Below are 20,730 nucleotides of genomic sequence, written 5' to 3' on the forward strand. Positions count from 1 at the left end.
CTCGCCATCGACGTGCACGGCATGACCAAGCGCTTCGGCCAGCGCACGGTGGTGGACGATGTCGATCTGGCGGTTGCGACCGGCGAGATCGTCGGCTTCCTCGGCCCCAACGGCTCGGGCAAGACGACGACGATCCGGATGATCTGCGGGTTGCTCAGGCCCGATGCCGGGGAGGGCACCGTGCTCGGGCTCGACGTTCGCACGCAGAGCGCGGCGATCAAGCGTCAGGTCGGCTACATGACGCAGCGCTTCTCCTTCTACGAAGACCTGACCATCGCCGAGAATCTGACCTTCGTGGCCCGGCTCTACGAGCTCGATCCGGTCGATGAGGCGGTGGCGAAGACGCTCGATGGACTGGGCCTGACCTCGCGCAAGGACCAGCTCGCCGGCACGCTCTCGGGCGGCTGGAAGCAGCGGCTCGCACTCGCCGCCTGCATCATGCACCAGCCCAGGCTGCTGCTGCTCGACGAGCCGACGGCCGGCGTCGACCCCAAGGCGCGGCGCGAGTTCTGGGACGAGATCCATCGTCTCGCCGGTGACGGCCTGACCGTGCTGGTCTCGACCCATTACATGGACGAAGCCGAGCGCTGCCATCGCATCGGCTACATCGCCTATGGCCGTATGCTGGCGACGGGGACGGTCGAGGAGGTGGTGCGCGGCTCGGGCCTCGTCACCTATGTCGTCCACGGGGCGGTGAAGCCCGCCCAGATGAAGGCTCTGTCGTCGGCCGACGGGGTCGAGCAGGTCGCGCCTTTCGGCGCGACGCTGCATGTCGTTGGCACCGACCGGGGCAAGCTGGAAGCGGCGCTCGAACCGCTGAAGCGGGAAGCCGGCATCAAGGTCGAGCCCGGCGAAACCAGCCTGGAAGACGTCTTCATCAAGTTCATGAGCGATGCGCGGGAGCGGGCGGCATGATCGCGCTATTCTCCCCGCGCCGGCTCGGCGCGATGCTGGCCAAGGAATTCGTGCAGATGCGGCGCGACCGCATCACCTTCGCGATGATGCTGGCGGTGCCGATCGTCCAGCTCCTGCTTTTCGGCTACGCCATCAACAACGACCCGCGCGGCCTGCCGGCGGCGATCCTGGCGCTGGGCCAAGACCGCTATACCCGCGCCGTCGTCTCGGCGCTGGAGGTCTCGAACTACTACCGCTTCCGCGAACGGCCGCAGAGCGCGGCGGAGGCCGAGAGCCTGATGGCGAAGGGCGAGATCTCCTTCCTCGTCACCATTCCCAGCGATTTCGGCGTTCGGGTCGAGCGGAACGACCAGCCGCAGCTCCTGGTCGAGGCGGATGCGACCGACCCGGCCGCTGCGAGCGGCGCGGTTTCGGCGCTGGGAGCGATCGCGAGCCGGGCGCTGCAGCGGACCCAGGGTCTCGAGCCCGAGACGAACCCGGCCGCCGCCGCCGGGGACGGGCTCTCCTTCGTCATCCACCGCCGCTACAACCCCGAGAACATCACGCAATACAACATCGTGCCCGGTCTGCTCGGCGTCATCCTGCAGATGACGATGGTGATGATGACGGCGATGGCGCTGACCCGCGAGGTCGAGCGCGGCACGATGGAGAACCTGCTCGCCATGCCGGTGACGGCCGGCGAGATCATGCTCGGCAAGGTGCTGCCCTATCTCGCCGTCGGCGCCGTCCAGGTCGTGATCGTGCTCGGCGCGGCCCGGCTGCTCTTTGCGGTGCCCTTCCTCGGCGGGCTCGGGCTGCTGCTCGCTTGCGTGCTGATCTTCGTGCTGGCCCTGGTGCTGCTCGGCTACACCATCTCGACGGTGGCGCGCACGCAGCTCCAGGCGATGCAGCTCACCTTCTTCTTCTTCCTGCCTTCGCTGATGCTGTCGGGCTTCATGTTTCCTTTCGCCGGCATGCCGGGCTGGGCGCAGACTCTGGGCGAAATCTTCCCGCTGACGCATTTCCTGCGCATCATCCGGGCGATCATGCTGAAGGGTGCCGGCCTGCGGGATATCGGCGACGAGGTGTTCTATCTCAGCCTGTTCGTGCCGGTCTTTGCGGGCTTCGCGCTGATGCGGTTCCGGAGCACGCTGGATTGAAGGAAGCTGCCGGCGCCATCACGGCGGCGGACACGCCGCTGCGATAGTGGCTTGCAAAATGATAGTTACATCATTAGTGCGGGGGCCATGCAGCCCCGGCTTTCCCCGCTTGCCGAATGTCCCTGCGCCCGCGCCGTCGAAGCGGTGGGCGAGTGGTGGAGCATCCTGATCCTGCGCGATGCGCTGCAGGGCTTCTCCCGCTTCGACGAGTTCCAGCGCAGCCTCGGCATCGCGCCGAACATGCTGGCGCGGCGCCTGAAGCATCTCACCGAAGCGGGTTTGTTCGAGCGCAGGATCTATAGCGAGCGGCCGAAGCGTCACGAGTATGTGCTGACCGAGCTGGGTAGGGACTTCTTCCCCGTGGTCGCGGCGCTGGTCGCCTTCGGCAACCGGCATCTCGCGCCGGAAGGGCAGGCGTTAGTGCTCGCCGATCGGGAGAGCGGGCGGGAAGTTGTACCGGCCTATGCCGATGCCGAGACCCGGCAGCCCGTGAATTCCGACAACGTCACCGTCATCGCCGGCCCCCAGGCCAGCCCCGGCATGCTGCAACGCCTCGCCATCGTGGCGGCGCGGGATGCAGCTGCGCCGGTCTCTCCCGAATAGGAGCTTTCCATGCGCCGCATCGTCGTTACCGGAATGGGTGTGGTCTCGCCCCTTGGCTGTGGAACCGAGATCGCCTGGCGGCGCCTGCTTGCCGGGCGCTCCGGTTTGCGCCGCCTGCCGGACGCGATCGCCGAAACCCTGCCGGCCAAGATCGCGGGCGTCGTTCCCTCCAAAATGGAGGATGACGAGGGCGGATTCGATCCCGATACGGTGATCGCGCCCAAGGACCAGCGCAAGATGGACCGCTTCATCCAGTTTGCGCTGGTCGCCGCCAGGGAAGCGCTGACACAGGCGGGGTGGCAGCCGCAAACCGAGCTGGAGCGCGAGCGTACGGCGACGGTGATCGCTTCCGGCATCGGCGGCTTTCCGGCGATCGTCGAGGCCGTGCGGACGACCGACCAGCGCGGCGTGCGCAGGCTCTCGCCCTTCATCGTGCCCTCCTTCCTGGTCAATCTCGCCGCCGGCCATGTCTCGATCGACTATGGCTTCAAGGGGCCCATCGGCGCGCCGGTCACCGCTTGTGCCGCCGGCGTGCAGGCGATCGGCGATGCGGCGCGCATGATCCGGGCGGGAGAAGCGGATATCGCGCTCTGCGGCGGCACCGAGGCTTGCGTCGATCTCGTGGCGCTCGGCGGCTTCGCTGCAGCCCGGGCCCTCTCGACCGGTTTCAACGACGAGCCCGAAAAGGCTTCGCGGCCCTTCGACCGGGACCGCGACGGCTTCGTCATGGGCGAGGGGGCAGGCCTGCTGGTGATCGAGGCGTTGGAGCATGCCGAGGCGCGCGGCGCCACGATCCTGGCTGAACTGACCGGCTACGGCACCAGCGCCGACGCCTACCACATCACTTCGGGGCCCGAGGACGGCTCCGGTGCGCGGCGGGCCATGGAGACTGCGCTGAAGCAGGCAGGGCTCCGGCCGGCCGATATCGCCCATCTCAACGCCCATTCCACCTCGACGCCGGTCGGCGACCGTGGCGAGCTCGCGGCGATCAAGGCGGTATTCGGCACCGAGGGCGGCATCGCGATCAGCGCGACGAAATCGGCGACCGGCCATCTGCTCGGCGCAGCCGGCGGGCTCGAGGCGATCTTCACGATCCTGGCGCTGCGCGACCAGATCGCGCCGCCGACGCTCAACTTGGAAAACCCGGATGAGGCGGCAGCCGGGCTCGACCTCGTCGCAAAGGAGGCGCGGCCGGTCGCGATGGAACACGCCATCTCGAACGGCTTCGGCTTCGGCGGGGTGAATGCCAGCGCGGTGTTCAGGCGCTGGCGGTAGGTCGCACGCTCACAGCGGAATATTGTCGTGCTTGCGCCAGGGGCGCTCGACGTTCTTGGTCCTAAGCATGGCGAGTGCGCGGGCGATGCGGCGGCGCGTCGAATGCGGCAGGATGACCTCGTCGATATAGCCGCGCTCGGCCGCGACGAAGGGCGACATGAAGCGGTCCTCGTATTCTTTCGTTTGGCGCGCGATGGTTTCCGCATCGCCGCCACGGAAGATGATCTCGACCGCGCCCTTGGCGCCCATCACCGCGATCTGCGCCGTCGGCCAGGCGTAATTGACGTCGGCGCCGATATGTTTCGACGCCATCACGTCATAGGCGCCGCCGAAGGCTTTTCGCGTGATGATCGTGACCAGCGGCACGGTGCATTCGCTGTAGGCGAAGAGCAGCTTGGCGCCGTGCTTGATCAGGCCGCCATATTCCTGCGCCGTGCCCGGCAGGAAGCCTGGGACGTCGACGAGCGAGATGATCGGGATCTCGAAGGCGTCGCAATAGCGCACGAAGCGGGCGGCCTTGCGGGAGGCGTCGGAATCGAGCACGCCGGCCAGCACCATCGGCTGGTTGGCGACGATGCCGACGGTCCGGCCCTCGATGCGGCCGAAGCCGGTGACGATGTTGCCGGCATAGGCCGCCTGGATCTCGAAGAAGTCGCCCTCGTCGACCGTCTTCAGGATCAATTCCTTGATGTCGTAGGGCTTGTTCGGATTGTCCGGGACCAGCGTGTCGAGACTCATGTCGACACGATCAGGCACGTCGAATGACGGCCATTCCGGGACGCCGGCGGTGTTGTTGGCGGGCAGGAAATCGAGCAGGCGGCGCACCTGCAGCAGTGCCTCGACATCGTTCTCGAAGGAGCCGTCGGCGACCGAGGACTTGCTTGTGTGGACCTTGGCGCCGCCGAGCTCCTCGGAGGTCACGGTCTCGTTGGTGACGGTCTTCACCACCTCAGGGCCGGTCACGAACATGTAGCTGGTGTCGCGGACCATGAAGATGAAGTCGGTCATCGCCGGCGAATAGACGTCGCCGCCGGCGCAGGGGCCCATGATCACCGAGATCTGCGGGATGACGCCGGACGCCTGCACATTGCGCTTGAAGACCTCGCCATAGCCGCCGAGCGCAGCCACCCCTTCCTGGATGCGAGCGCCGCCGGCATCGAACAGGCCGACGATCGGCGCGCGCATCTTCAGCGCCATGTCCTGGATCTTGGTGATCTTCTGGGCGTGGGTCTCGGAGAGCGAGCCGCCGAAGACGGTGAAGTCCTTCGAGAAGACGAAGACGGTGCGGCCATTGACCGTACCCCAGCCGGTGACGACGCCGTCGCCGGGGATCTTCTCGGCCTTGTCCATGCCGAAATCGACGCAGCGATGCTGCACGAACATGTCGAACTCCTCGAAGGAGTCCTTGTCGAGCAGCAGCTCGATGCGCTCGCGGGCGGTGAGCTTGCCACGCTTGTGCTGCGCCTCGATGCGCCGTTCGCCGCCGCCCTTGCGCGCGCCCTCGCGCCGCGATTCGAGCTGTTCGAGAATATCCTTCATGGCGGCAGGCTCCCGGCGGGAAAAACGCGTCTCGAAAGCCGGCTTAAGCGGGGCTGCCGCGAGAGTCCATTGCGACATTTGCCGAAGCGTGCAAGGGCATCATGCCGCCGGCTCCGGGGCGCCCAGGCGTTCAGCCCTTCGCCAGCAGCAGCACGGCCGCGTCGAATTCGCGCCGGCGAATGGCGCGGCGCTCGGCCGCTTCCTCATCCTGGCCCCAGATCCCGATCTGGTAGTCCTCATCGAGATGGGCGGCGTTCCAGGCGGCGTCAGGATCGATCAGCCCATTGGCCAGTGCCAGGGTGAGGATGGCAGAGCCCGTCAACGTCATGACGTTGTGCGCGCCGGCAAGCGCCAGCGGAGAGGGGATCGTCCCGACGTGCCGGGCGACGGCTGCGAGCGTGCTTTCCGGCTGCTGCGCGAAGACGACGCCCTCTGCCAGCAGGAAGCGGGCGCCGATCAGTGCCTCGATGTCGGCGAGAATGGGCTGCCAGACGTCGTTCTGGCGCGCGACCAGTGCCTCGGGCTCGCCGGCGCGATAGCAGAGCGCGTCGGAGCCGGCATAGCGGACGATCTCGGCGCGCACGGCCTCCTCTTGATCCGCGACGCCGTCCAGCGCCGAATTGACGAGCCGGGTCAGCGGCATCTGTGCCGGGTCGATCCGTTCGGCCTGCCGTTCCCACTCGGCCGCGAGGGCCTCCGCGACATCGCGCGAGCCGACCGCGAGCGGCTTGCGGGCAGGGGTGCGGGCGGTCTTGCCGTCGAGCGCGACATGGAACAGGCCATCGCGCTCGATGACGCCCGCTTCCTTGTAGAACCGGGCCGGCAGGGGATTGCGCATCGCCTGCTGGGCGGCTGCGACGGGGTCGGGCTGGCTGGCGCCGGGCGAGCCGAAGCGGGCGAGGAAATCGTCGGTGGACATGGCGCTGCCATAACGCATTCGCGCCTGGCACGAAACCACGTGGCTCAGGCGGCGCGCACGCGCCCGAGGAACTGCGCCACCTCGGCATCGAGATGCGAGGATTGCAGGGAGAGTTCATCGGCCGACAGGGCGATGTGGCTGGCCGCCTCGTCCGTCTCGGCCGCGACGCGGCTGACGATGTCGATATGGCCAGCCGCGGTGACGGTTTCGTCGGCGGCCTGGCGGATATTCTCGGCGATGCCGGCCGTCGCCACGTTCTGCTGCTCGACGACGATGGCGACCGCCCCGGAAATCTGGTTGAGCGAGCCGATCGTCAGGTTCATCGCGTCGATCGCGGCGATGGCTTCCGAGCCGGATTGGTGGATCGCTTCGATCTGCCCCTGGATCTCCTCGGTGGCCCGCCAGGTCTGCGTCGCCAGGGACTTGATCTCCTGCGCCACGATGGTGAAGCCGCCGCCGGAGCGGCCGAGCCGTGCCGCCTCGATCGAGGCATTCAGCGCGAGCAGGTTGGTGTGCTTGGCGATCGTCGAGATCACGCCGGCGATATTGCCGATCTCGTCGGCCTTGCGCGAGAGGTCGCCGACGGTGTGGAGGACGTTGCCAGCCTGCAGGGTCGCGGCCCCGACGATGCGCGCGGTCTCGGCCACCTGCCGGTCGACCTCGGCGAAGGATTGGGCGAGCTCCGAAGTGACCTGCGTCACCGCCACCACATTGGCCGAGGTCTGGCGCGAGGATCGCGACGCGGCTGTCGAGCGCTGCAGCACTTCGACGGCACCATGCTTCATCTGCTGCGATGCGGCGCGCAGCGATTGCACGGAGGCGATCACGTCACGGGCGATTCCGGCGATGGCATTCTCGAAATCATTCGCGACGACGTTCAGGATCCGCTGGCGCTCGCTGGCGGCCTTCGCGGTCGTCTCGGCGACATGGCGGCGCGCCTCGTCGGCGATCTCGCGCGCGGCGTCGGCCTGCCGGCGCTCCGTTTCGGACGTCTCAAGCGCTTGCCGCAGAGCCCAGACCAGCAAGCTCAGCGCGGCCGCCTGCACGGAGACGATCGCGCCATGAAGCAGGACCCGGCCGGTGTCGCCGCCATTCGCAAACACGCCGGCAGGCTGCAGAAGGCTGAGGGCAAGATGATGGGCCGCGATCGCGACGGTGGCCGGCAGGAAAATGCGCCAGTCGAGCCAGCCGGCCAGGACGGCCAGCATGGCGAAGAAATACATGTGCATGTCGGATTGATAGGGATGTCCGGCGAAGGCGTAGACCAGCAGCATGACCTGGCCGAGCGTCGCCATGCTGGTGATCTGCCGCGCGGGCCAGTCGATGCGGTAGAGATACAGCGCCAGCGTGCCGAGCGCCGCCAGGCCGATTCCCGCCAGAATGAGCGTCTGCTGGCCGAGCAGGAGCTGGGCGCCGGGCGTCAGCGACATCAGGCCGGCATTGATCCAGAGAATGATGAGCAGCAGGCGGGCGAACTGCGCACGGAACCGCGCAACGTCGTTCATTGGCCGCTCCCTTTCGCAGAGCCCACGCAAAGACGGGCGAGGCTGGCATCGATCACGAGCCAGGCGCCGGCGCGATAGAGCGCCGTGACATAGCCGTCGTCCTCGCCCAGCGTGATGGTGACGGCGGATCCCGCGTTGATCTCGATCAGGCTGCCGCCGGCTTCGGCGATGGCGGCCGACATCGCGCGGGCCGAACTGCCCGCCGGAAAGAAGGCCGCGACCGGGCGTCCCTGGGCGGGCCAGGCCGCGATCAGGAAGGCGCCCAGCGCCATGACGATGCCGAAGGCCAGGCCAAAGCCGATCTCACGCATCCTGCACCCCCCGGCCTCGCGGCCTTGCAGGCCCAAAGCTATCGCTCAGGTTGCAGGGTTTGCCTTGCGAATTCGTAAATTTGAAATGATTACTTTACGGTATGCCCGCCTCGGTTGCGCCGATCAGCCCCCGAAGCGGTCGTGCCAGGCCGGTTGCGCCCCGGGGAAGGGCAGCGCCGTCGCGGCATGGACGCCGCGCGCTACGGCCCGTGCCAGCACATCGGCGGCGGTGGCGCAGAGCTCGGTCAGTGCGAAGGCGTCGGAGGGGGCTCCGCTATGGCCGGTTGCAGCGGCGAAGACGATGTCGCCGTCGAGTGGCGCATGGGCCGGGCGCAGCGACCGCGCCAGTCCGTCATGGGCGGCGAGCGCCATGCGCTTCGCCTGCGCCTTGGTGAGGACGGCGTCGGTCGCGACCAGCGCGATCGTGGTGTTCTGGCCGGTGCCGCCCTTGAAGCGCAGGGCCGTCTCTGCGGGCGTGATCGCGGCCGGCCAGCCGAGGCCGCCGAACTCGGCGCTATGCTCATAGGGAGCGGCCCAGAAATGCGGGCCGCCGCCGATGGTGGCGCTGCCGACCGCGTTGACGGCGACGAGGGCGCCGACGATCTGGCCGGTCGCCGCGCGTGCGCTGGCCGAGCCGAGGCCGCCTTTCAGGTTGACCGTGGTGGCGCCGAAGCCAGCACCGGCCGTGCCGAGCGCGAAATCGGCGCCGGCGGCTGCCGCCGCCTCCATGCCGAGGCGGCGATAGGGCGTTTCCCCGTCGCCGCGGGCCCAGGGCTTGTCGCCGCCATTGGCGAGGTCGAACAGGATCGCCTGCGGCACGATCGGGATGCGGAAGCCACCGGCCGGAAAACCGCGTCCGTGACCCGCAAGCCAGCTCATCACGCCGTCGGCCGCACCCAGACCCCAGGCGGAGCCGCCGGAGAGGACGAGAGCGTCGACATGCTCGACGGTCATTTCCGGCTCGAGCAAGGCAGTGTCGCGCGTGCCGGGCGCGCCGCCGAGCACGGCCATGGAGGCGACGGTGGGGCGTTCGAACAGCGCCGCGGTCACGCCCGTCGCCGCCGCCGCGTCATGCGCGTGGCCAATGAGAACGCCCCGGACATCGGTGATCAGGTTGCGCATGGAGGTCGGCACCGAACTGAATCGCGTTGAACGCGTTGACGTCACATTACGATCTTTTCATCCGCGGGCCATCGCCGGTTCACCCACCGACAGCCACCGTGGTGACATCGCCAATCGGCTTCGAGACCCGCTGAGCGACACGTTACAGGACTGTTCGAGGAGAACTTCATGAAACCCATTGTCCTCATCGCCGCATCGTCGATCGCCGCGCTTGCCAGCACCTTCGCCCTGGCGCAGCCGCAGCCCGTGCCGCCGGCCGGCGGCGACCAGAAGCAGCAGAGCTCGGAGACGCGCGACCAGCGGCGCGACGAGATGCGCCAGCGCCGCGCCGAGCAGGCCAAGGCCCGAATGGACCAGCGCTTCGCCAAGGTGCGCGAGGATCTCAAGCTGAAGCCCGAGCAGGTGCCGCTCTTCGACAAGGTCGAGGCTCTCATCAGGCAGCGCGCCGAGCAGGGGCGCGAGCGTTGGACTGCGATGCGCGAGGAGCGTGACCGGCTGCGCAGCGCCGATCTGATGGAGCGGATCGATGCGCGCGCCAAGCGCCTGGGCGAGCGCGCCGCCGCGTCGAAGGAACTGGCCGATACGGTGAGGCCGCTCTGGGCGACGCTCAGCGACGAGCAGAAGACCGTGCTGCGCCGTTCGGTCCGCCAGGCTATGTCCGAGGGCCGCGAGCGCTTCCGCGAAATGCGCGAATGGCGGGGGCGGCGCGACGGCGGCGATCATGGGCCGCGCCGCTGGCAGGACAACCGCGATCGCGACGACGGCCAGGACGACGAGTGAATTCGGCACCCGCCGGCTATCCGGCCCGGCGCGCTGACAACCTCTGACGACGACGCGCCCCCGGCGGCTTGCCGGGGGCTATTCTTCATGTCAAGCACCGCTGCCCGCCACGCGAGCCAGCGGCCATGCGCTTCATCCAAACCTTCGAGCTTCTGCCTTTCCTCGACACGGTCGTCAGCCTGAGCGCGGCGTTCGTGCTGGGCATGCTGATCGGCGCCGAGCGCCAGTACCGGCAGCGCACGGCGGGATTGCGCACTACGGTCCTCGTCGCGCTGGGCGCCGCCGCCTTCGTCGATCTCGCCATGCGCCTGGAGGGCACGGCCGGCGCGATCCGGGTGATCGCCTATGTCGTCTCGGGCATCGGCTTCCTGGGCGCCGGCGTGATCATGAAGGAGGGCATGAACGTGCGCGGCCTCAACACGGCCGCCACCCTCTGGGGTTCCGCCGCGGTGGGCGCCTGCGCCGGTGCAGACATGATCGCCGAAGCGGCGCTCGTCGCGACCTTCGTCATCTTCGGCAACACGTTGCTGCGGCCGCTCGTCAACGCGATCAACCGCATTCCGCTCGACGAGCGGGCGCTCGAAGCGACCTACGAGGTCGTCGTCACCACGCGGGCCGAGGCGCTCGCCGATATTCGCGACACGCTCGTCGAATATCTCGAGGCGGCGCAGTATCCGCTCAGCGACATCACGACGATCGAGCGCGGCGAAGACACCGTCGAGATTGTCGCCAAGCTCATCAGCACGGCAATCGACCGCAAGGAACTCGACCATGTCGTCGACAAGCTCGGGCGCCTGCCGGCGGTGAGCCACGCGACCTGGGAGAGCAGCACCGCCGACTGAGCGGTCGGCACCGTCCCGGCGGTCGCATGGCGATGCCGTGCGGTGCCCGGCGCGGCGACCTCTCAGCCGCTGGTGGCGTCCGAGACGCATTTCTTGGTGAAGCTCGCCTTGGCGGCGCCAGCAAGCTTCTTGTCGGCGGCCTGCTTGTCGCAGGAGGCGCCGGCATCCTTCTCGCACTTCGTCAGGAAGCTGGTCTTGGCGGCGCCGGCGAGCTTCTTGTCCGTCGCCTGGACGGCGCAGCTCTGGGCGTGGGCGAAGCTCGACGCGCAGGTCAGCGCGAGAGCGGTCAAAACAATGCGAATCATGGCGATCCCCTGGCTGTAGGCCGGGCGACGCTAGGGCATCCAACCGTGGAGGGAAACTGCCCCGGCCGCTTTATGCCTTGCTTTCGCCCGACTTGCTAACGTACGAGAGGAAAAGGACGATTTCGTGATTCACCATATCTGTTCAAGTTGGATTCACGGCTTTCCGTTTACGCTTTGTCAGTCAATGCGATGCGAGGGTGAGCCATGAATGGAACCTGGCTGACATGGGGAATGCGAGCCTTTATCGGCTCCGTCTTCGTTATGTGTCTGTTCGGACCTTATGCGCTGTCGATCCTGATCGGCTGCCTGAGTCTCGGCTGCTATTATTTCCGCGACGAGGTCGGCTCGCATCTGTAGAGCCGGCGCGCGACCTGCTTCCTGAAGGGGCAAAGAAAAGGGGCGGCCTGCCGGGCCGCCCCTTTTCTTTGCGGCGCGCTCAGCGGATGCGGCGCAGGTGGCAGATTTTGACCTTTCCGCCGCGTCCGTCGGAGCGCCAGACGCAGCCGGGACGGCTGGGCGTGCGGTCATAGATGTGAATCACCGCGCGCCGATGGCGATTGAAGCTCTGGTTTGAGAAATCATGGCCGCCGACGCGAACGTTGCGGCCGAAGCGCACCTCGGCCATGGCCGGCGTCGAGACGCTGGCGGCGAGCTGCACGGCAAGGGGCAGCATGATCGCGGCCAAGCGGAAAAGGGGCGAAGGTCGCGGCACGGCGGGCTCTCAGTCTGGCGCCAGGGGAGCAGCTGGTTCAGCCCGCCGTTGCCCTGCGCGTCTTCAAGGTCAGGGTCGGTGCCGGTGGGGCAGGCCAGATCTGCAGCCGGTAGAAATCATCACCGTCCAGGGCGTCGTCGCTCAGGGTGTCGAGCCCGACATAGGAAACGCGCACCCGATAGCTGCCGGGCGGCAGCGAGAAGCGCGCTCTCTCCTGCGGCGTGCCTTCCGTGCAGCCGAGCACCATGACCCGGCCCGTGCGCACAAGGAAGGAGCACTCGTTGACGAGCTCCCATTCGTGGAAATCCGCTTCGGGCGCATCGTCGTGCACGGCAATGGCGACCGGGACGGACATGTTCCGCACTGTCGCGATGCCGATGCTGCAGTCACCCACGGCGAGCATCCGCTCCAGCGTCTCGTCCGTCCAGAAGGCACCCCAGTCCTCGTGGACGCCTTCGTCCTGCAGATAGAATTGGAAATAGTCGGCGAAAATGGAGAGTTCGGCGCTGTGCAATATCGTCATGCCCGGAAGCTCCCGCAGGATTGTGACGGGAATGGGTTCGCCGCCGCCATGGCGGCTACGGTGGCAAAGACACTGTTCACTGCCAGGACGGGCATAAAAAAGGGGACGGCAAAGATGCCGTCCCCTGTGTTCCGATATCGGCGGCGGCCGGAAGCCGCCGCGACCGCATCAGCGCGAGTAGAACTCGATGACGAGGTTCGGTTCCATCTGCACCGCATAGGGCACGTCCGTCAGCGTGGGCGTGCGGGTGTAGGTGGCGGTGAACTTGGTGTGGTCGGCGTCGATGTAGTCGGGAACGTCGCGCTCGGCGAGGGCGGCGGACTCGATGACGATGGCCAGCTGCTTCGACGAGTCCTTGACCGCGATCACGTCGCCCGGCTTCACCTGATAGGAGGCGATGTTGACGCGCTTGCCGTTCACGGTGATGTGGCCGTGGTTGACGAACTGGCGGGCGGCGAAGACGGTCGGCACGAACTTGGCGCGGTAGATCACCGCGTCGAGGCGGCGCTCGAGCAGGCCGATCAGGTTCTCGCCCGAATCGCCCTTGAGGCGGATCGCCTCGGCGTAGTAGCGGCGGAACTGCTTCTCGGAGATCGAGCCGTAATAGCCCTTCAGCTTCTGCTTGGCGCGCAGCTGCGTGCCGAAGTCGGACGGCTTGCCCTTGCGGCGCTGGCCGTGCTGGCCGGGGCCGTATTCACGACGGTTGACCGGAGACTTCGGGCGGCCCCAGATGTTCTGACCGAGACGGCGGTCAATCTTGTATTTGGCCTCATGGCGCTTCGACATGTCGCGTGTCCTCTCAGGTTCGCGAGTTGAGGACCGCGCCCTCCTGCTCCCCTGCGATTGGCTGGGGCGACAGATCCGGCTTCCGAAGGAAAGCGGATCACGGGTGCGGAAAAAGCCACGCGGCCCCGTGAGGAGCCGCGTGACGAAGGGCCGTATGACGGAAAGCCGGCTTCGAGTCAATTCCGGGCTGGCCGGAAACGGGCATCAGCGCCAGTGGCGATGATGCCGGTGGTGATGACGATAATGGTGATGGCGCGGGTGGTGCTTGTACCAGCCGTAATGATGGCCGCGATGCCAGCCGTAATGACGGCGCGGGCCATGACGATAGATGGCATGGTGCCCGTGACCCCTGTGCCAGCCATGGGGCTTCGCTTGCGCCTCGGAGCCGGCGCCGAAACCGGCGAAGGCGAAACCGATGGCGAGCGCCAGCAGCAACAGCAACTTTCTCATGAGCTTTCGTTCCTCGGTGAGGGTCGCCACCGTCGCAACGCGCGGAGTGCGGCGGAGTTCCGTCAGTTCGCCAGCGGCATCGGCTCGATGGCGACCTGCGCGAGGCCATAGCCGGCCAGCGCGATGCGCAGCGGCCCCGTCAGGCCGGAGCCGTCGGTGAAGACCGCCGTGGCGTCGAGGCCGACCGGGCTGCCGTCTCTCGCTGCCGGCAGGAGGTCGGCGACACGGCGCGCGATCGCCGGCGCCGGGTCGATCCATTCGACGGGCCAGGGCGCCAGCCGCTTCATCCGCTCGAGCAGCAAGGGATAATGCGTGCAGGAGAGCGTGACGATGTCGGTGCGGCGGCCTTCCGTCTCGACGAAGCAGGGGGCGATCTCGGCGCGCAGGACCGCGTCGTCGACGGTCTCACCCTTGAGCGCCTGCTCGGCGAGGCCGGCGAGCCGCGTCGCACCGACGAGCGTGACATGGTGCCCGGCGGCGTAGGTCTCGATCAGCTCGCGGGTGTAGTCGCGCGCCACGGTGCCGGGCGTCGCCAGCACCGAGATCAGACCGCTGCGGGTCGCCGCCGCAGCCGGCTTGATTGCCGGGACGGTGCCGACGAAGGGGATGGCGAAGCGGGCCCGGAGCGCCGGCAGCACCAGCGTCGAGGCGGTGTTGCAGGCGATCACCGCGAGATCGGGGTGAAAGCGCGCGACGAGGCGCTCCATGACGGCGAGGACGCGGGCGACGAGCTCCTCCTCGCTCAGGCGGCCATAGGGGAAACCGGCGTCGTCGGCGGCGTAGACGATATGCGCAGCCGGGCAGGCACGCGTGGCGCGTCCGAGCACGGTGAGGCCGCCGAGCCCGGAATCGAAGACGAGGATGGTGGGTTGGGGGCGGGGGGCCACAAGCGGGCGATAACCCGTTCCGGCGAGAAGATCGACCTGCATGACTACGCCGCGAAACGTCAAAGCCCGATTCCGCCAGAGAGCCGTTAAGCGACAGTCAATGCCGCCTGAAGCGGCTGTTTCAAATTTAGTTGACTTTGTCCACTAAATTGACCTTCGCTCGCGGCGGGAGGATGCCATGACCGCAAGCGAAGCAGCGGCTGTCGCGGCCATTCGCCGGTTCGGCCGGTTTCATACGCGCTGGATCGGTGCGCTCGGCGGCAATCTGCATGGCTCGGGCTTCGCGCTGACCGAGGCGCGGGTGCTCTATGAATTGGCGCAGCGGGATGGCTGCCTCGCGGTCGAGCTGGCGCGCGACCTCGATCTCGATCCCGCCTATCTCTCGCGCATCCTGAAGCGCTTCGAGGCGCAGGGCTGGCTCGACCGACAGCGCTCGGACGCCGACGGGCGCGCCTTTCGCCTGCGGCTCACGCGGGCCGGGCAGGCCGCCTTTCGGCCCCTCGACGAAGCGTCGCAAGCGCAGGCCGAGGCGATCCTGGCGCGGCTCTCGCCAGCGGAACGTGGCAGGCTCGTCAGCGCGCTTGCCGATACGCAGGCGCTTCTGTCCGGCGAGAGGGCGACCAAGTCGCGACCTGTGATCCGCGAACATCGCGCCGGGGATATCGGCTGGGTGGTTTCCGCCCATGGCCGGCTCTATGCCGAGGAGTACGGCTGGGACCTGAGTTTCGAGGCGCTGGTCGCCGAGATCGCGGCGCAATTCCTGCGCGAGTTCAAGCCGGGACGCGAGCGCTGCTTCATCGCCGAGCTCGATGGCGAGCCGGTCGGCTCGAGCTTCGTGGTCGCGGAGGATGCGGCGACCGCCAAGCTGAGGCTCGTGCTGGTGGAGAAGCGTGCGCAGGGGCTGGGCCTTGGCAAGGCGCTGGTGCGGGAGGCGATCGGCTTCGCCCGCGCGGCGGGATACCGGCGCATGGTGCTGTGGACGAACGATATCCTGCATGCGGCGCGGGCCATTTATATTGCCGAAGGCTTCAAGCTGGTCGCAGAGGAGCGGCACCATTCCTTCGGACAGGATCTGGTGGGGCAGAACTGGGAGCTGGCCCTTTAAGATCGTCCTGATTTTGGACAGAACCACGCCGTCATCCCGGGCTTGACCCGGGATCCATGCCAGAGCGCTTCTCCGCTTCGCTTCGGCCGGGATGACCCGCGTTTCCTTGGAAGAGCAGCTTTCAGACCTTCAGCCGAGCCAGCGTCGTGGCCGCCGCGCGTCCTGCCAGCGTCGCGCCGCCGACCGTCATGGCGCCGCCGCCGGCCGTGGCCTCGCCGGCGATGAGGAGGCGTCCGCCGATCGGCTGGGCGAGGGCGTCGCGCGCCGCGTCGTGGCCGGGGTCGCAGACGGAGTAGGCGCCGCGTGCGAAGGGATCGGTCCACCAGGCGGGGAAGGAGACGGCCTTCACGGTCTTGCGGAACTCGGACCCGATCATCGTCGCCAGCAGCTCCGTGGCATGGGCCTTGGCCTCGTCAGGCCCGGCCTGCGAGAGCTGGCGCGCGAAATCGCCGCCGCAATAGCCGATGACGAGATCCTTGCCGTCCGGATACATGTCGAAATTGATCATTCCCTCGGGCTTGCCGGATTCGAGGAAGCTCGCGCCCGGCGTGATGCCGAAGCGGTCTCCCTCGACCTTGAGGGCGATCTTGGTCAGGGCGCCCATATGGAGGCCGGCCAGCGCATCGCGCGTCGCAGCCGGCAAGGCGGGGGTGAAGCGGATCGTCTCCGCCTTGAGCACGCCGACCGGCACGGTGAGGATGCAGATCCTGGCCCTTAGCGTGCCCGAGCGGGAGGTGACCGTCACGCCGCTTCCGCTCCAATCGATGGCCTCGACCGGTTCGTTCAGGCGGATGTCGAGACCGGCGGCTGAACGCGCGACGAGATTGCCGTAGCCGGAAGGCACGACGAGGTCGTCACCGGACCAGAGCCGCTGGTAATCCCGGGCCGAGATGCGGCTGGACTCCTCGCCAATCGAGAGCAGGAGGCCGGAGGTGGCGACCGGCGCCATGTCGGGGCCGAGATCGCCGAGCAATTCGGCGATGGAGAGGTCGCGGGAGCCGATATCGACCGTCTCCAGCCGGCGGTCGATCTGCCTGAAGGCATCGCGCCGGCGCCGCCGGTCGGCGTCGGGCATGGGGCGGCCATCAGCGAAGACCCGGAAGCCGCCGCCCATGGGCTCGGGGGCCGTCTCGACGCCGAGCTCACGGGCGAGGCCGACCCAGGGATTGCGCTCGGCCCAATGGATGAACATCGCGCCGGCGTCGTAGCTGGGGCCGAGCGAGGCGTCGGTGTAAGCGCGCCCGCCGACCCGGCCGCGGGCCTCCAGCACGGTGACGCTGCGCCCGGCCGCCTTCACCGCCCGGGCAGCGGCGATGCCGGCCGCGCCGGCTCCGATCACGACGACGTCGGTGTCCGCCGCGCGGGCTCTGCCGCCGGCGATCGAGAACGCCGCCGCCATGGCGCTGCCTCCCGTCAAGAGCTTGCGTCGATCGAGCGTGGCGTAGCGAGCGTTCATGACACGAAGATGCGCGGCTTTTCGCAGGAGGCAATGACGCGCGGCGTCACAGTCCGCTCCTGCGCGATCACGAGATCGGGAGCCGAATTCGGCGCGGCCGCTGGCGCGCGGCAGTTCTACATTAGAATAGTTATTTATTGGATCGATTCTATAGTTTTGCTTTGCGGTGCATAGTAATTGACAGAATCTTTTGCAAACAATATCGGGATTGAAGTCTTATCTTCTCGTAAGGCGCTGTTTATATTCATTTTAATCTGCCGATGATGGCCGGGACGGGCCAGGCAGGATGGGACTGGGCGATGGGCGTGTATTTCGGCAAGCTGCGCGGGGGCGTGGCCCTTGGAACCTTGGTGCTGGCGCTGGCGGCCTCGTCGGCAGAGGCGCAACAACAACGTCGTCAGCAGCAGGCGGCCGCGAATACGCAGCCGAATGCCGGCGATGCGCCCGTGGTGCTGGACCAGATCAATGTGCAGGGCGAGGGCGTGCCCGGCGGGGCGCTGCTCAACGGGCCGACGACGACCCGCGTGACGCGCCAGGAGCTCGATCGCGAGCAGGTCCAGAACCTCACCGACCTGGCGAACCGCGTCGAGGCCGGCATCACCTTCAACCGCCAGAACAACTCGCTCAACATCCGCGGCCTCGACGGGGCGCGCGTGCTGACGACGATCGACGGCATCCGCCAGCCCTTCCTGATCGACACGCGCATCAATCGCGGCGCCCAGAACGCCTTCGATTTCGACTCGCTTTCGACGCTGGACCTGCTGCGCGGCGGCAGCGGCGCCAGCACGCTCGGCAGCGGTGCTCTCGGTGGAGCGCTGGCGGTGCGCACGCTCGACCCGGAGGATCTGCTGCGCAATGGCCGCTCCTATGGCGCGCTCGCCAAGACCGGCTATGACAGCACCGACCGGGCCTGGTTCGGCAGCGCCGCGGCGGCGGCCCGGATAGGGAACACCTCCGTCCTGCTGCAGGGCGGCTTCCGCGACGGCCACGAGATCGACAACAAGGGCAACGTCAAGACGATCGGCGCGACGCGCACCGCGCCCAATCCGGGCGACTTCAACCAGTACAGCTTCCTCGGCAAGATCTATCAGGAGGTCGGCGAGCACCGCTTCGGCCTCACCGGCGAATTCTTCAAACGCGCCGACCGTACCCAGATTCGCAACAACACCGTTTCGCTTACCGGCAACTTCCGCCCCGGCTCCTATGAATCGGGCGAGGATGTCGAGCGCAACCGCGTTTCGCTGAGCTACGACTACAAGCTGCCGGGAGCCTTTATCGACGAAGCGCATGCGACGCTCTACTGGCAGCGGCTGAAGCGCAACGACATCACCAACGCCTGGCGCTACACCAGCATCATCGGGCCCTATGCCCGCAACAACCAGAACGAAGAGAATTCCTACGGCTTCAACGGCTATCTGCTGAAGAACTTCCAGACCGGCATGGCGTCGCATCGCCTGATGCTCGGCACGGAATTGCGGATGTCCTCGCTCGAGCAATACTCGGCCGGCGTCGACAACTGCCCGGCCAGGCCGGCCTCGGGTGTCTTCACAGGGGCGCTGACCACCTGCAACAACCTCCACACCAATCAGGCCGACCAGCCGAAGGTCGACGGAAAGCTCGTCGGCCTCTACGCGCATGACGAGATCGGCCTCATCGACAACCGCCTGCGCATCACGCCTGGTGTCCGCTTCGACTGGTATGAGGAAGTGCCGCAGAACACCCCGGCCTACTTTGCGGGCGGCTCGCGGCCGACGAGTCTGCCGCCGTCCTCCAGCGATTCCGGCTGGTCGCCGCGCATCCGGCTCGAATACGACATCCTGAAGAACGCGCCCTGGGTGAAGGACGTCACCGTTTTCGCGCAATGGGCCAAGACCTTCCGTGCGCCGACGGCGGACGAGCTCTATGGCCGCTTCGGCGGGCCCGCCACCTATCTGCGCACCGGCAACCCGAATCTGCGCCCTGAAATCGGCAACGGCATCGATGTCGGCATGCGCTTCGGCGACAAGCAGCTCGGCGGCTCGATCACCTATTTCCACACCAACTACCGCAACTTCATCGATACCTACCAGATTCAGGCGGCGGGCGTCGGTGGGCTCTATCAGCAGGGCGGCATCACCGGCTACCGGAACATCAACCGCGCCGAGATCCAGGGCGTCGAGATCAACGGGCAATACGCCTTCGCGCCGAACTGGCTGGTGCGCGGCTCCTTCGCCTATACCCGCGGCCAGAACAAGGACGACGACAGCTTCCTGAACTCGATCCCGCCGGTGCAGGGCATCGTCGCCGTCGCCTATGGCACCGATCGCTGGGGCGCCGAGGTCTCGGCCAAGATGGCGGGCAAGCGCGATGACGTCTCGACGACCGCGACGACGCCGCCGACCACCGGCTTCAAGGCACCGGGCTATGCGCTGTTCAACGCCTCGGCCTGGTGGCGCCCGGCGCCCGAGATCGCGGATCTTGAATTCCAGATCGGCGTCTACAACATCTTCGATCGCAAGTACTGGGATGCGGTCAACGTCCCGCTCTCGCGGCCCCAGGCGCGCGATTACTACAGCGAGCCGGGCCGCACCGTGAAGGCGACGATGAAGTATCAATTCTGACCGGGACGTTTCGAGACCCCCCGACCAGCAGGAGAGGCCGGCCCTTCAGGGCCGGCCTTTTTCGTTCAGGAGGCGTCATTCTCGGACGGAGCGAAGCGCAGATCCGAGAATCTTTTCCCGAAAGAGGAGCCGTTTCCGCTCGGAGATGCTCGGGTCAAGCCCGAGCATGACGGCGCTCGTCAGCTTTCGGACTGCTCCGGCTCGCTCGCCTGCCGGGCCAGCAACCGCGCTTTCTTCGGCCCCTCGACCAGCGACTTGAAGACGCCGCGCAGCGTCCGCGCCTCCTGCTCGGTCATGTCGAGGCGGTGGAGGATGTCGCGCAGATTGGCGGTCATGACCGGCTTCTTGCCGGGCGGAAAGAAACCGCTGATGTCGAGTTCGCCTTCGAGATAGTCGAACATCGAGAGGATCGTCTCCCGCTTGGCGGGCGGGGAGGGGTTGTTCTCGCGGAAGGGCGGTTCGCCGCCGGTGGTCTTGAACCATTCATAGCCGGTGAGCAGCACGGCCTGGGCGAGGTTGAGCGAGGCGAAGGCCGGATTGACCGGGAAGGTCAGGATCGCGTCGGCGAAGCTGATCTCCTCATTGGTCAGGCCGATACGCTCGCGCCCGAACAGGATGCCGACGCGCTCGCCGCCGCCGACACGCCCGGCGATCTCCGGCATCGCCTCGGCGGGGGTCAGCACGCGCTTCATCTGGCCGCGCTCGCGGGCGGTGGTGGCGAGCACATGGTTGAGATCGGCGACCGCTTCCGCCGCGCTTGCATAGAGGCGGGCGTTCTCGAGGATATGGGTGGCGCCGGAGGCGGCGGCGGTCGCGCCCTTCTTCAGCCCGCCGCCGGTCGGCCAGCCGTCGCGCGGCGCGACAAGGCGCATTTCGGAGAGACCGAAATTCGCCATGGCCCGCGCGCACATGCCGATATTCTCGGCGAGCTGCGGCTCGACCAGAATGACGACGGG

22 protein-coding genes are annotated in these 20,730 nt (G+C 67.4%); 9 read left to right on the forward strand and 13 right to left on the reverse strand.

Annotation, left to right across the window (positions count from 1 at the left end):
• Window positions 1–21 precede the first annotated feature (21 nt).
• From IED13_RS26520 to fabF, 4 genes are all read left to right on the forward strand, one after another.
• Window positions 22–915 (forward strand): ABC transporter ATP-binding protein, encoded by an 894-nt coding sequence (locus IED13_RS26520; RefSeq protein ID WP_191125956.1) that lies wholly within the window; start codon window positions 22–24, stop codon window positions 913–915.
• Complete coding sequence (locus IED13_RS26525) at window positions 912–2,054, forward strand: ABC transporter permease (RefSeq protein ID WP_191125946.1); 1,143 nt, start codon at window positions 912–914, stop codon at window positions 2,052–2,054. Before IED13_RS26520 ends, IED13_RS26525 begins: the two co-directional genes overlap by 4 nt.
• An 87-nt stretch (window positions 2,055–2,141) precedes the next feature.
• Window positions 2,142–2,657 (forward strand): winged helix-turn-helix transcriptional regulator, encoded by a 516-nt coding sequence (locus IED13_RS26530; protein WP_191125947.1) that lies wholly within the window; start codon window positions 2,142–2,144, stop codon window positions 2,655–2,657.
• 9 nt (window positions 2,658–2,666) lie between these two features.
• Window positions 2,667–3,932, forward strand: a complete 1,266-nt coding sequence (fabF, locus tag IED13_RS26535) for a beta-ketoacyl-ACP synthase II (RefSeq protein WP_191125948.1) — start codon at window positions 2,667–2,669, stop codon at window positions 3,930–3,932.
• A 9-nt stretch (window positions 3,933–3,941) separates the two neighbouring features.
• Here the strand turns inward: fabF and IED13_RS26540 are convergent, their stop codons facing one another.
• From IED13_RS26540 to IED13_RS26560, 5 genes are all read right to left on the reverse strand, one after another.
• Window positions 3,942–5,471: an acyl-CoA carboxylase subunit beta gene (locus IED13_RS26540; protein ID WP_112764513.1), complete on the reverse strand. Its 1,530-nt coding sequence runs from the start codon at window positions 5,469–5,471 to the stop codon at window positions 3,942–3,944.
• 130 nt (window positions 5,472–5,601) lie between these two features.
• Entirely contained in the window at window positions 5,602–6,390 is a 789-nt protein-coding gene (locus tag IED13_RS26545; RefSeq protein WP_191125949.1) for an ATP12 family chaperone protein, read from the reverse strand.
• A gap of 44 nt (window positions 6,391–6,434) precedes the next feature.
• Window positions 6,435–7,895 (reverse strand): methyl-accepting chemotaxis protein, encoded by a 1,461-nt coding sequence (locus IED13_RS26550; protein WP_113254721.1) that lies wholly within the window; start codon window positions 7,893–7,895, stop codon window positions 6,435–6,437.
• Window positions 7,892–8,206: a hypothetical protein gene (locus IED13_RS26555; protein ID WP_112764515.1), complete on the reverse strand. Its 315-nt coding sequence runs from the start codon at window positions 8,204–8,206 to the stop codon at window positions 7,892–7,894. Before IED13_RS26555 ends, IED13_RS26550 begins: the two co-directional genes overlap by 4 nt.
• A 123-nt stretch (window positions 8,207–8,329) precedes the next feature.
• Entirely contained in the window at window positions 8,330–9,328 is a 999-nt protein-coding gene (locus IED13_RS26560; protein ID WP_133563769.1) for a P1 family peptidase, read from the reverse strand.
• 168 nt (window positions 9,329–9,496) lie between these two features.
• On the opposite strand from IED13_RS26560, the gene IED13_RS26565 reads away from it, so the two are divergent.
• Window positions 9,497–10,108, forward strand: a complete 612-nt coding sequence (locus tag IED13_RS26565) for a Spy/CpxP family protein refolding chaperone (RefSeq protein ID WP_191125950.1) — start codon at window positions 9,497–9,499, stop codon at window positions 10,106–10,108.
• Between the two features lie 125 nt (window positions 10,109–10,233).
• Window positions 10,234–10,950, forward strand: coding sequence for an MgtC/SapB family protein (locus IED13_RS26570; RefSeq protein WP_038359929.1), 717 nt, complete (start codon window positions 10,234–10,236; stop codon window positions 10,948–10,950).
• Between the two features lie 62 nt (window positions 10,951–11,012).
• Here the strand turns inward: IED13_RS26570 and IED13_RS26575 are convergent, their stop codons facing one another.
• On the reverse strand, window positions 11,013–11,255 hold the full coding sequence (locus IED13_RS26575) for a hypothetical protein (RefSeq protein ID WP_112764518.1): 243 nt from the start codon (window positions 11,253–11,255) through the stop codon (window positions 11,013–11,015).
• Between the two features lie 231 nt (window positions 11,256–11,486).
• Here IED13_RS26575 and IED13_RS29120 point away from each other — a divergent pair, with 231 nt between their 5' ends.
• On the forward strand, window positions 11,487–11,612 hold the full coding sequence (locus IED13_RS29120; RefSeq protein WP_260368351.1) for a hypothetical protein: 126 nt from the start codon (window positions 11,487–11,489) through the stop codon (window positions 11,610–11,612).
• A 79-nt stretch (window positions 11,613–11,691) separates the two neighbouring features.
• On the opposite strand, the gene IED13_RS26580 is transcribed toward IED13_RS29120, so the two are convergent.
• The 5 genes from IED13_RS26580 to murI all read right to left on the reverse strand — a co-directional run bounded on the left by IED13_RS26580 (window position 11,692) and on the right by murI (window position 14,655).
• Window positions 11,692–11,940, reverse strand: a complete 249-nt coding sequence (locus IED13_RS26580; protein ID WP_248312788.1) for a hypothetical protein — start codon at window positions 11,938–11,940, stop codon at window positions 11,692–11,694.
• A gap of 64 nt (window positions 11,941–12,004) precedes the next feature.
• The gene (locus IED13_RS26585) at window positions 12,005–12,490 is read right to left on the reverse strand and encodes a hypothetical protein (RefSeq protein ID WP_191125951.1); all 486 of its coding nucleotides are present in this window, start codon (window positions 12,488–12,490) and stop codon (window positions 12,005–12,007) included.
• Window positions 12,491–12,658: 168 nt separating this feature from the next.
• A complete protein-coding gene (gene rpsD, locus IED13_RS26590; RefSeq protein ID WP_038358568.1) occupies window positions 12,659–13,276 on the reverse strand; it encodes a 30S ribosomal protein S4 in 618 nt (205 codons plus the stop codon).
• A 204-nt stretch (window positions 13,277–13,480) separates the two neighbouring features.
• On the reverse strand, window positions 13,481–13,726 hold the full coding sequence (locus IED13_RS26595; RefSeq protein WP_038358566.1) for a hypothetical protein: 246 nt from the start codon (window positions 13,724–13,726) through the stop codon (window positions 13,481–13,483).
• A gap of 62 nt (window positions 13,727–13,788) precedes the next feature.
• Window positions 13,789–14,655 carry a glutamate racemase gene (gene murI, locus IED13_RS26600; RefSeq protein ID WP_191125952.1) on the reverse strand — a complete coding sequence of 289 codons (867 nt, stop codon included), beginning with the start codon at window positions 14,653–14,655 and terminating at the stop codon, window positions 13,789–13,791.
• 136 nt (window positions 14,656–14,791) lie between these two features.
• Here murI and IED13_RS26605 point away from each other — a divergent pair, with 136 nt between their 5' ends.
• Window positions 14,792–15,718, forward strand: coding sequence for a bifunctional helix-turn-helix transcriptional regulator/GNAT family N-acetyltransferase (locus tag IED13_RS26605; protein WP_191125953.1), 927 nt, complete (start codon window positions 14,792–14,794; stop codon window positions 15,716–15,718).
• A gap of 121 nt (window positions 15,719–15,839) precedes the next feature.
• On the opposite strand, the gene IED13_RS26610 is transcribed toward IED13_RS26605, so the two are convergent.
• Window positions 15,840–17,174, reverse strand: coding sequence for a flavin monoamine oxidase family protein (locus IED13_RS26610; protein WP_191125954.1), 1,335 nt, complete (start codon window positions 17,172–17,174; stop codon window positions 15,840–15,842).
• Between the two features lie 299 nt (window positions 17,175–17,473).
• Between IED13_RS26610 and IED13_RS26615 the strand changes: the two genes are divergently transcribed.
• On the forward strand, window positions 17,474–19,774 hold the full coding sequence (locus IED13_RS26615; RefSeq protein ID WP_051987460.1) for a TonB-dependent hemoglobin/transferrin/lactoferrin family receptor: 2,301 nt from the start codon (window positions 17,474–17,476) through the stop codon (window positions 19,772–19,774).
• Between the two features lie 179 nt (window positions 19,775–19,953).
• Here the strand turns inward: IED13_RS26615 and IED13_RS26620 are convergent.
• A partial coding sequence (locus tag IED13_RS26620) for an RNA methyltransferase (protein WP_191125955.1) occupies window positions 19,954–20,730 on the reverse strand: 777 nt, incomplete at its 5' end.

Origin of the sequence: Allobosea spartocytisi, from assembly GCF_014764685.1 — a bacterium.
Taxonomy (GTDB): domain Bacteria; phylum Pseudomonadota; class Alphaproteobacteria; order Rhizobiales; family Beijerinckiaceae; genus Allobosea; species Allobosea spartocytisi.

Bases quoted from the DNA above. Each gene is read 5' to 3' on its own strand.
- fabF (WP_191125948.1), top strand. From the start codon at position 2,667: ATGCGCCGCATCGTCGTTACCGGAATGGGTGTGGTCTCGCCCCTTGGC.
- IED13_RS26530 (WP_191125947.1), top strand. From the start codon at position 2,142: ATGCAGCCCCGGCTTTCCCCGCTTGCCGAATGTCCCTGCGCCCGCGCC.
- rpsD (WP_038358568.1), bottom strand. From the start codon at position 13,276: ATGTCGAAGCGCCATGAGGCCAAATACAAGATTGACCGCCGTCTCGGT.
- IED13_RS26615 (WP_051987460.1), top strand. From the start codon at position 17,474: ATGGGCGTGTATTTCGGCAAGCTGCGCGGGGGCGTGGCCCTTGGAACC.
- IED13_RS26585 (WP_191125951.1), bottom strand. From the start codon at position 12,490: ATGACGATATTGCACAGCGCCGAACTCTCCATTTTCGCCGACTATTTC.
- IED13_RS29120 (WP_260368351.1), top strand. From the start codon at position 11,487: ATGCGAGCCTTTATCGGCTCCGTCTTCGTTATGTGTCTGTTCGGACCT.
- IED13_RS26520 (WP_191125956.1), top strand. From the start codon at position 22: ATGACCAAGCGCTTCGGCCAGCGCACGGTGGTGGACGATGTCGATCTG.
- IED13_RS26555 (WP_112764515.1), bottom strand. From the start codon at position 8,206: ATGCGTGAGATCGGCTTTGGCCTGGCCTTCGGCATCGTCATGGCGCTG.
- IED13_RS26565 (WP_191125950.1), top strand. From the start codon at position 9,497: ATGAAACCCATTGTCCTCATCGCCGCATCGTCGATCGCCGCGCTTGCC.
- IED13_RS26550 (WP_113254721.1), bottom strand. From the start codon at position 7,895: ATGAACGACGTTGCGCGGTTCCGTGCGCAGTTCGCCCGCCTGCTGCTC.
- murI (WP_191125952.1), bottom strand. From the start codon at position 14,655: ATGCAGGTCGATCTTCTCGCCGGAACGGGTTATCGCCCGCTTGTGGCC.
- IED13_RS26605 (WP_191125953.1), top strand. From the start codon at position 14,792: ATGACCGCAAGCGAAGCAGCGGCTGTCGCGGCCATTCGCCGGTTCGGC.
- IED13_RS26570 (WP_038359929.1), top strand. From the start codon at position 10,234: ATGCGCTTCATCCAAACCTTCGAGCTTCTGCCTTTCCTCGACACGGTC.
- IED13_RS26610 (WP_191125954.1), bottom strand. From the start codon at position 17,174: ATGAACGCTCGCTACGCCACGCTCGATCGACGCAAGCTCTTGACGGGA.
- IED13_RS26525 (WP_191125946.1), top strand. From the start codon at position 912: ATGATCGCGCTATTCTCCCCGCGCCGGCTCGGCGCGATGCTGGCCAAG.
- IED13_RS26560 (WP_133563769.1), bottom strand. From the start codon at position 9,328: ATGCGCAACCTGATCACCGATGTCCGGGGCGTTCTCATTGGCCACGCG.
- IED13_RS26545 (WP_191125949.1), bottom strand. From the start codon at position 6,390: ATGTCCACCGACGATTTCCTCGCCCGCTTCGGCTCGCCCGGCGCCAGC.
- IED13_RS26575 (WP_112764518.1), bottom strand. From the start codon at position 11,255: ATGATTCGCATTGTTTTGACCGCTCTCGCGCTGACCTGCGCGTCGAGC.
- IED13_RS26540 (WP_112764513.1), bottom strand. From the start codon at position 5,471: ATGAAGGATATTCTCGAACAGCTCGAATCGCGGCGCGAGGGCGCGCGC.
- IED13_RS26595 (WP_038358566.1), bottom strand. From the start codon at position 13,726: ATGAGAAAGTTGCTGTTGCTGCTGGCGCTCGCCATCGGTTTCGCCTTC.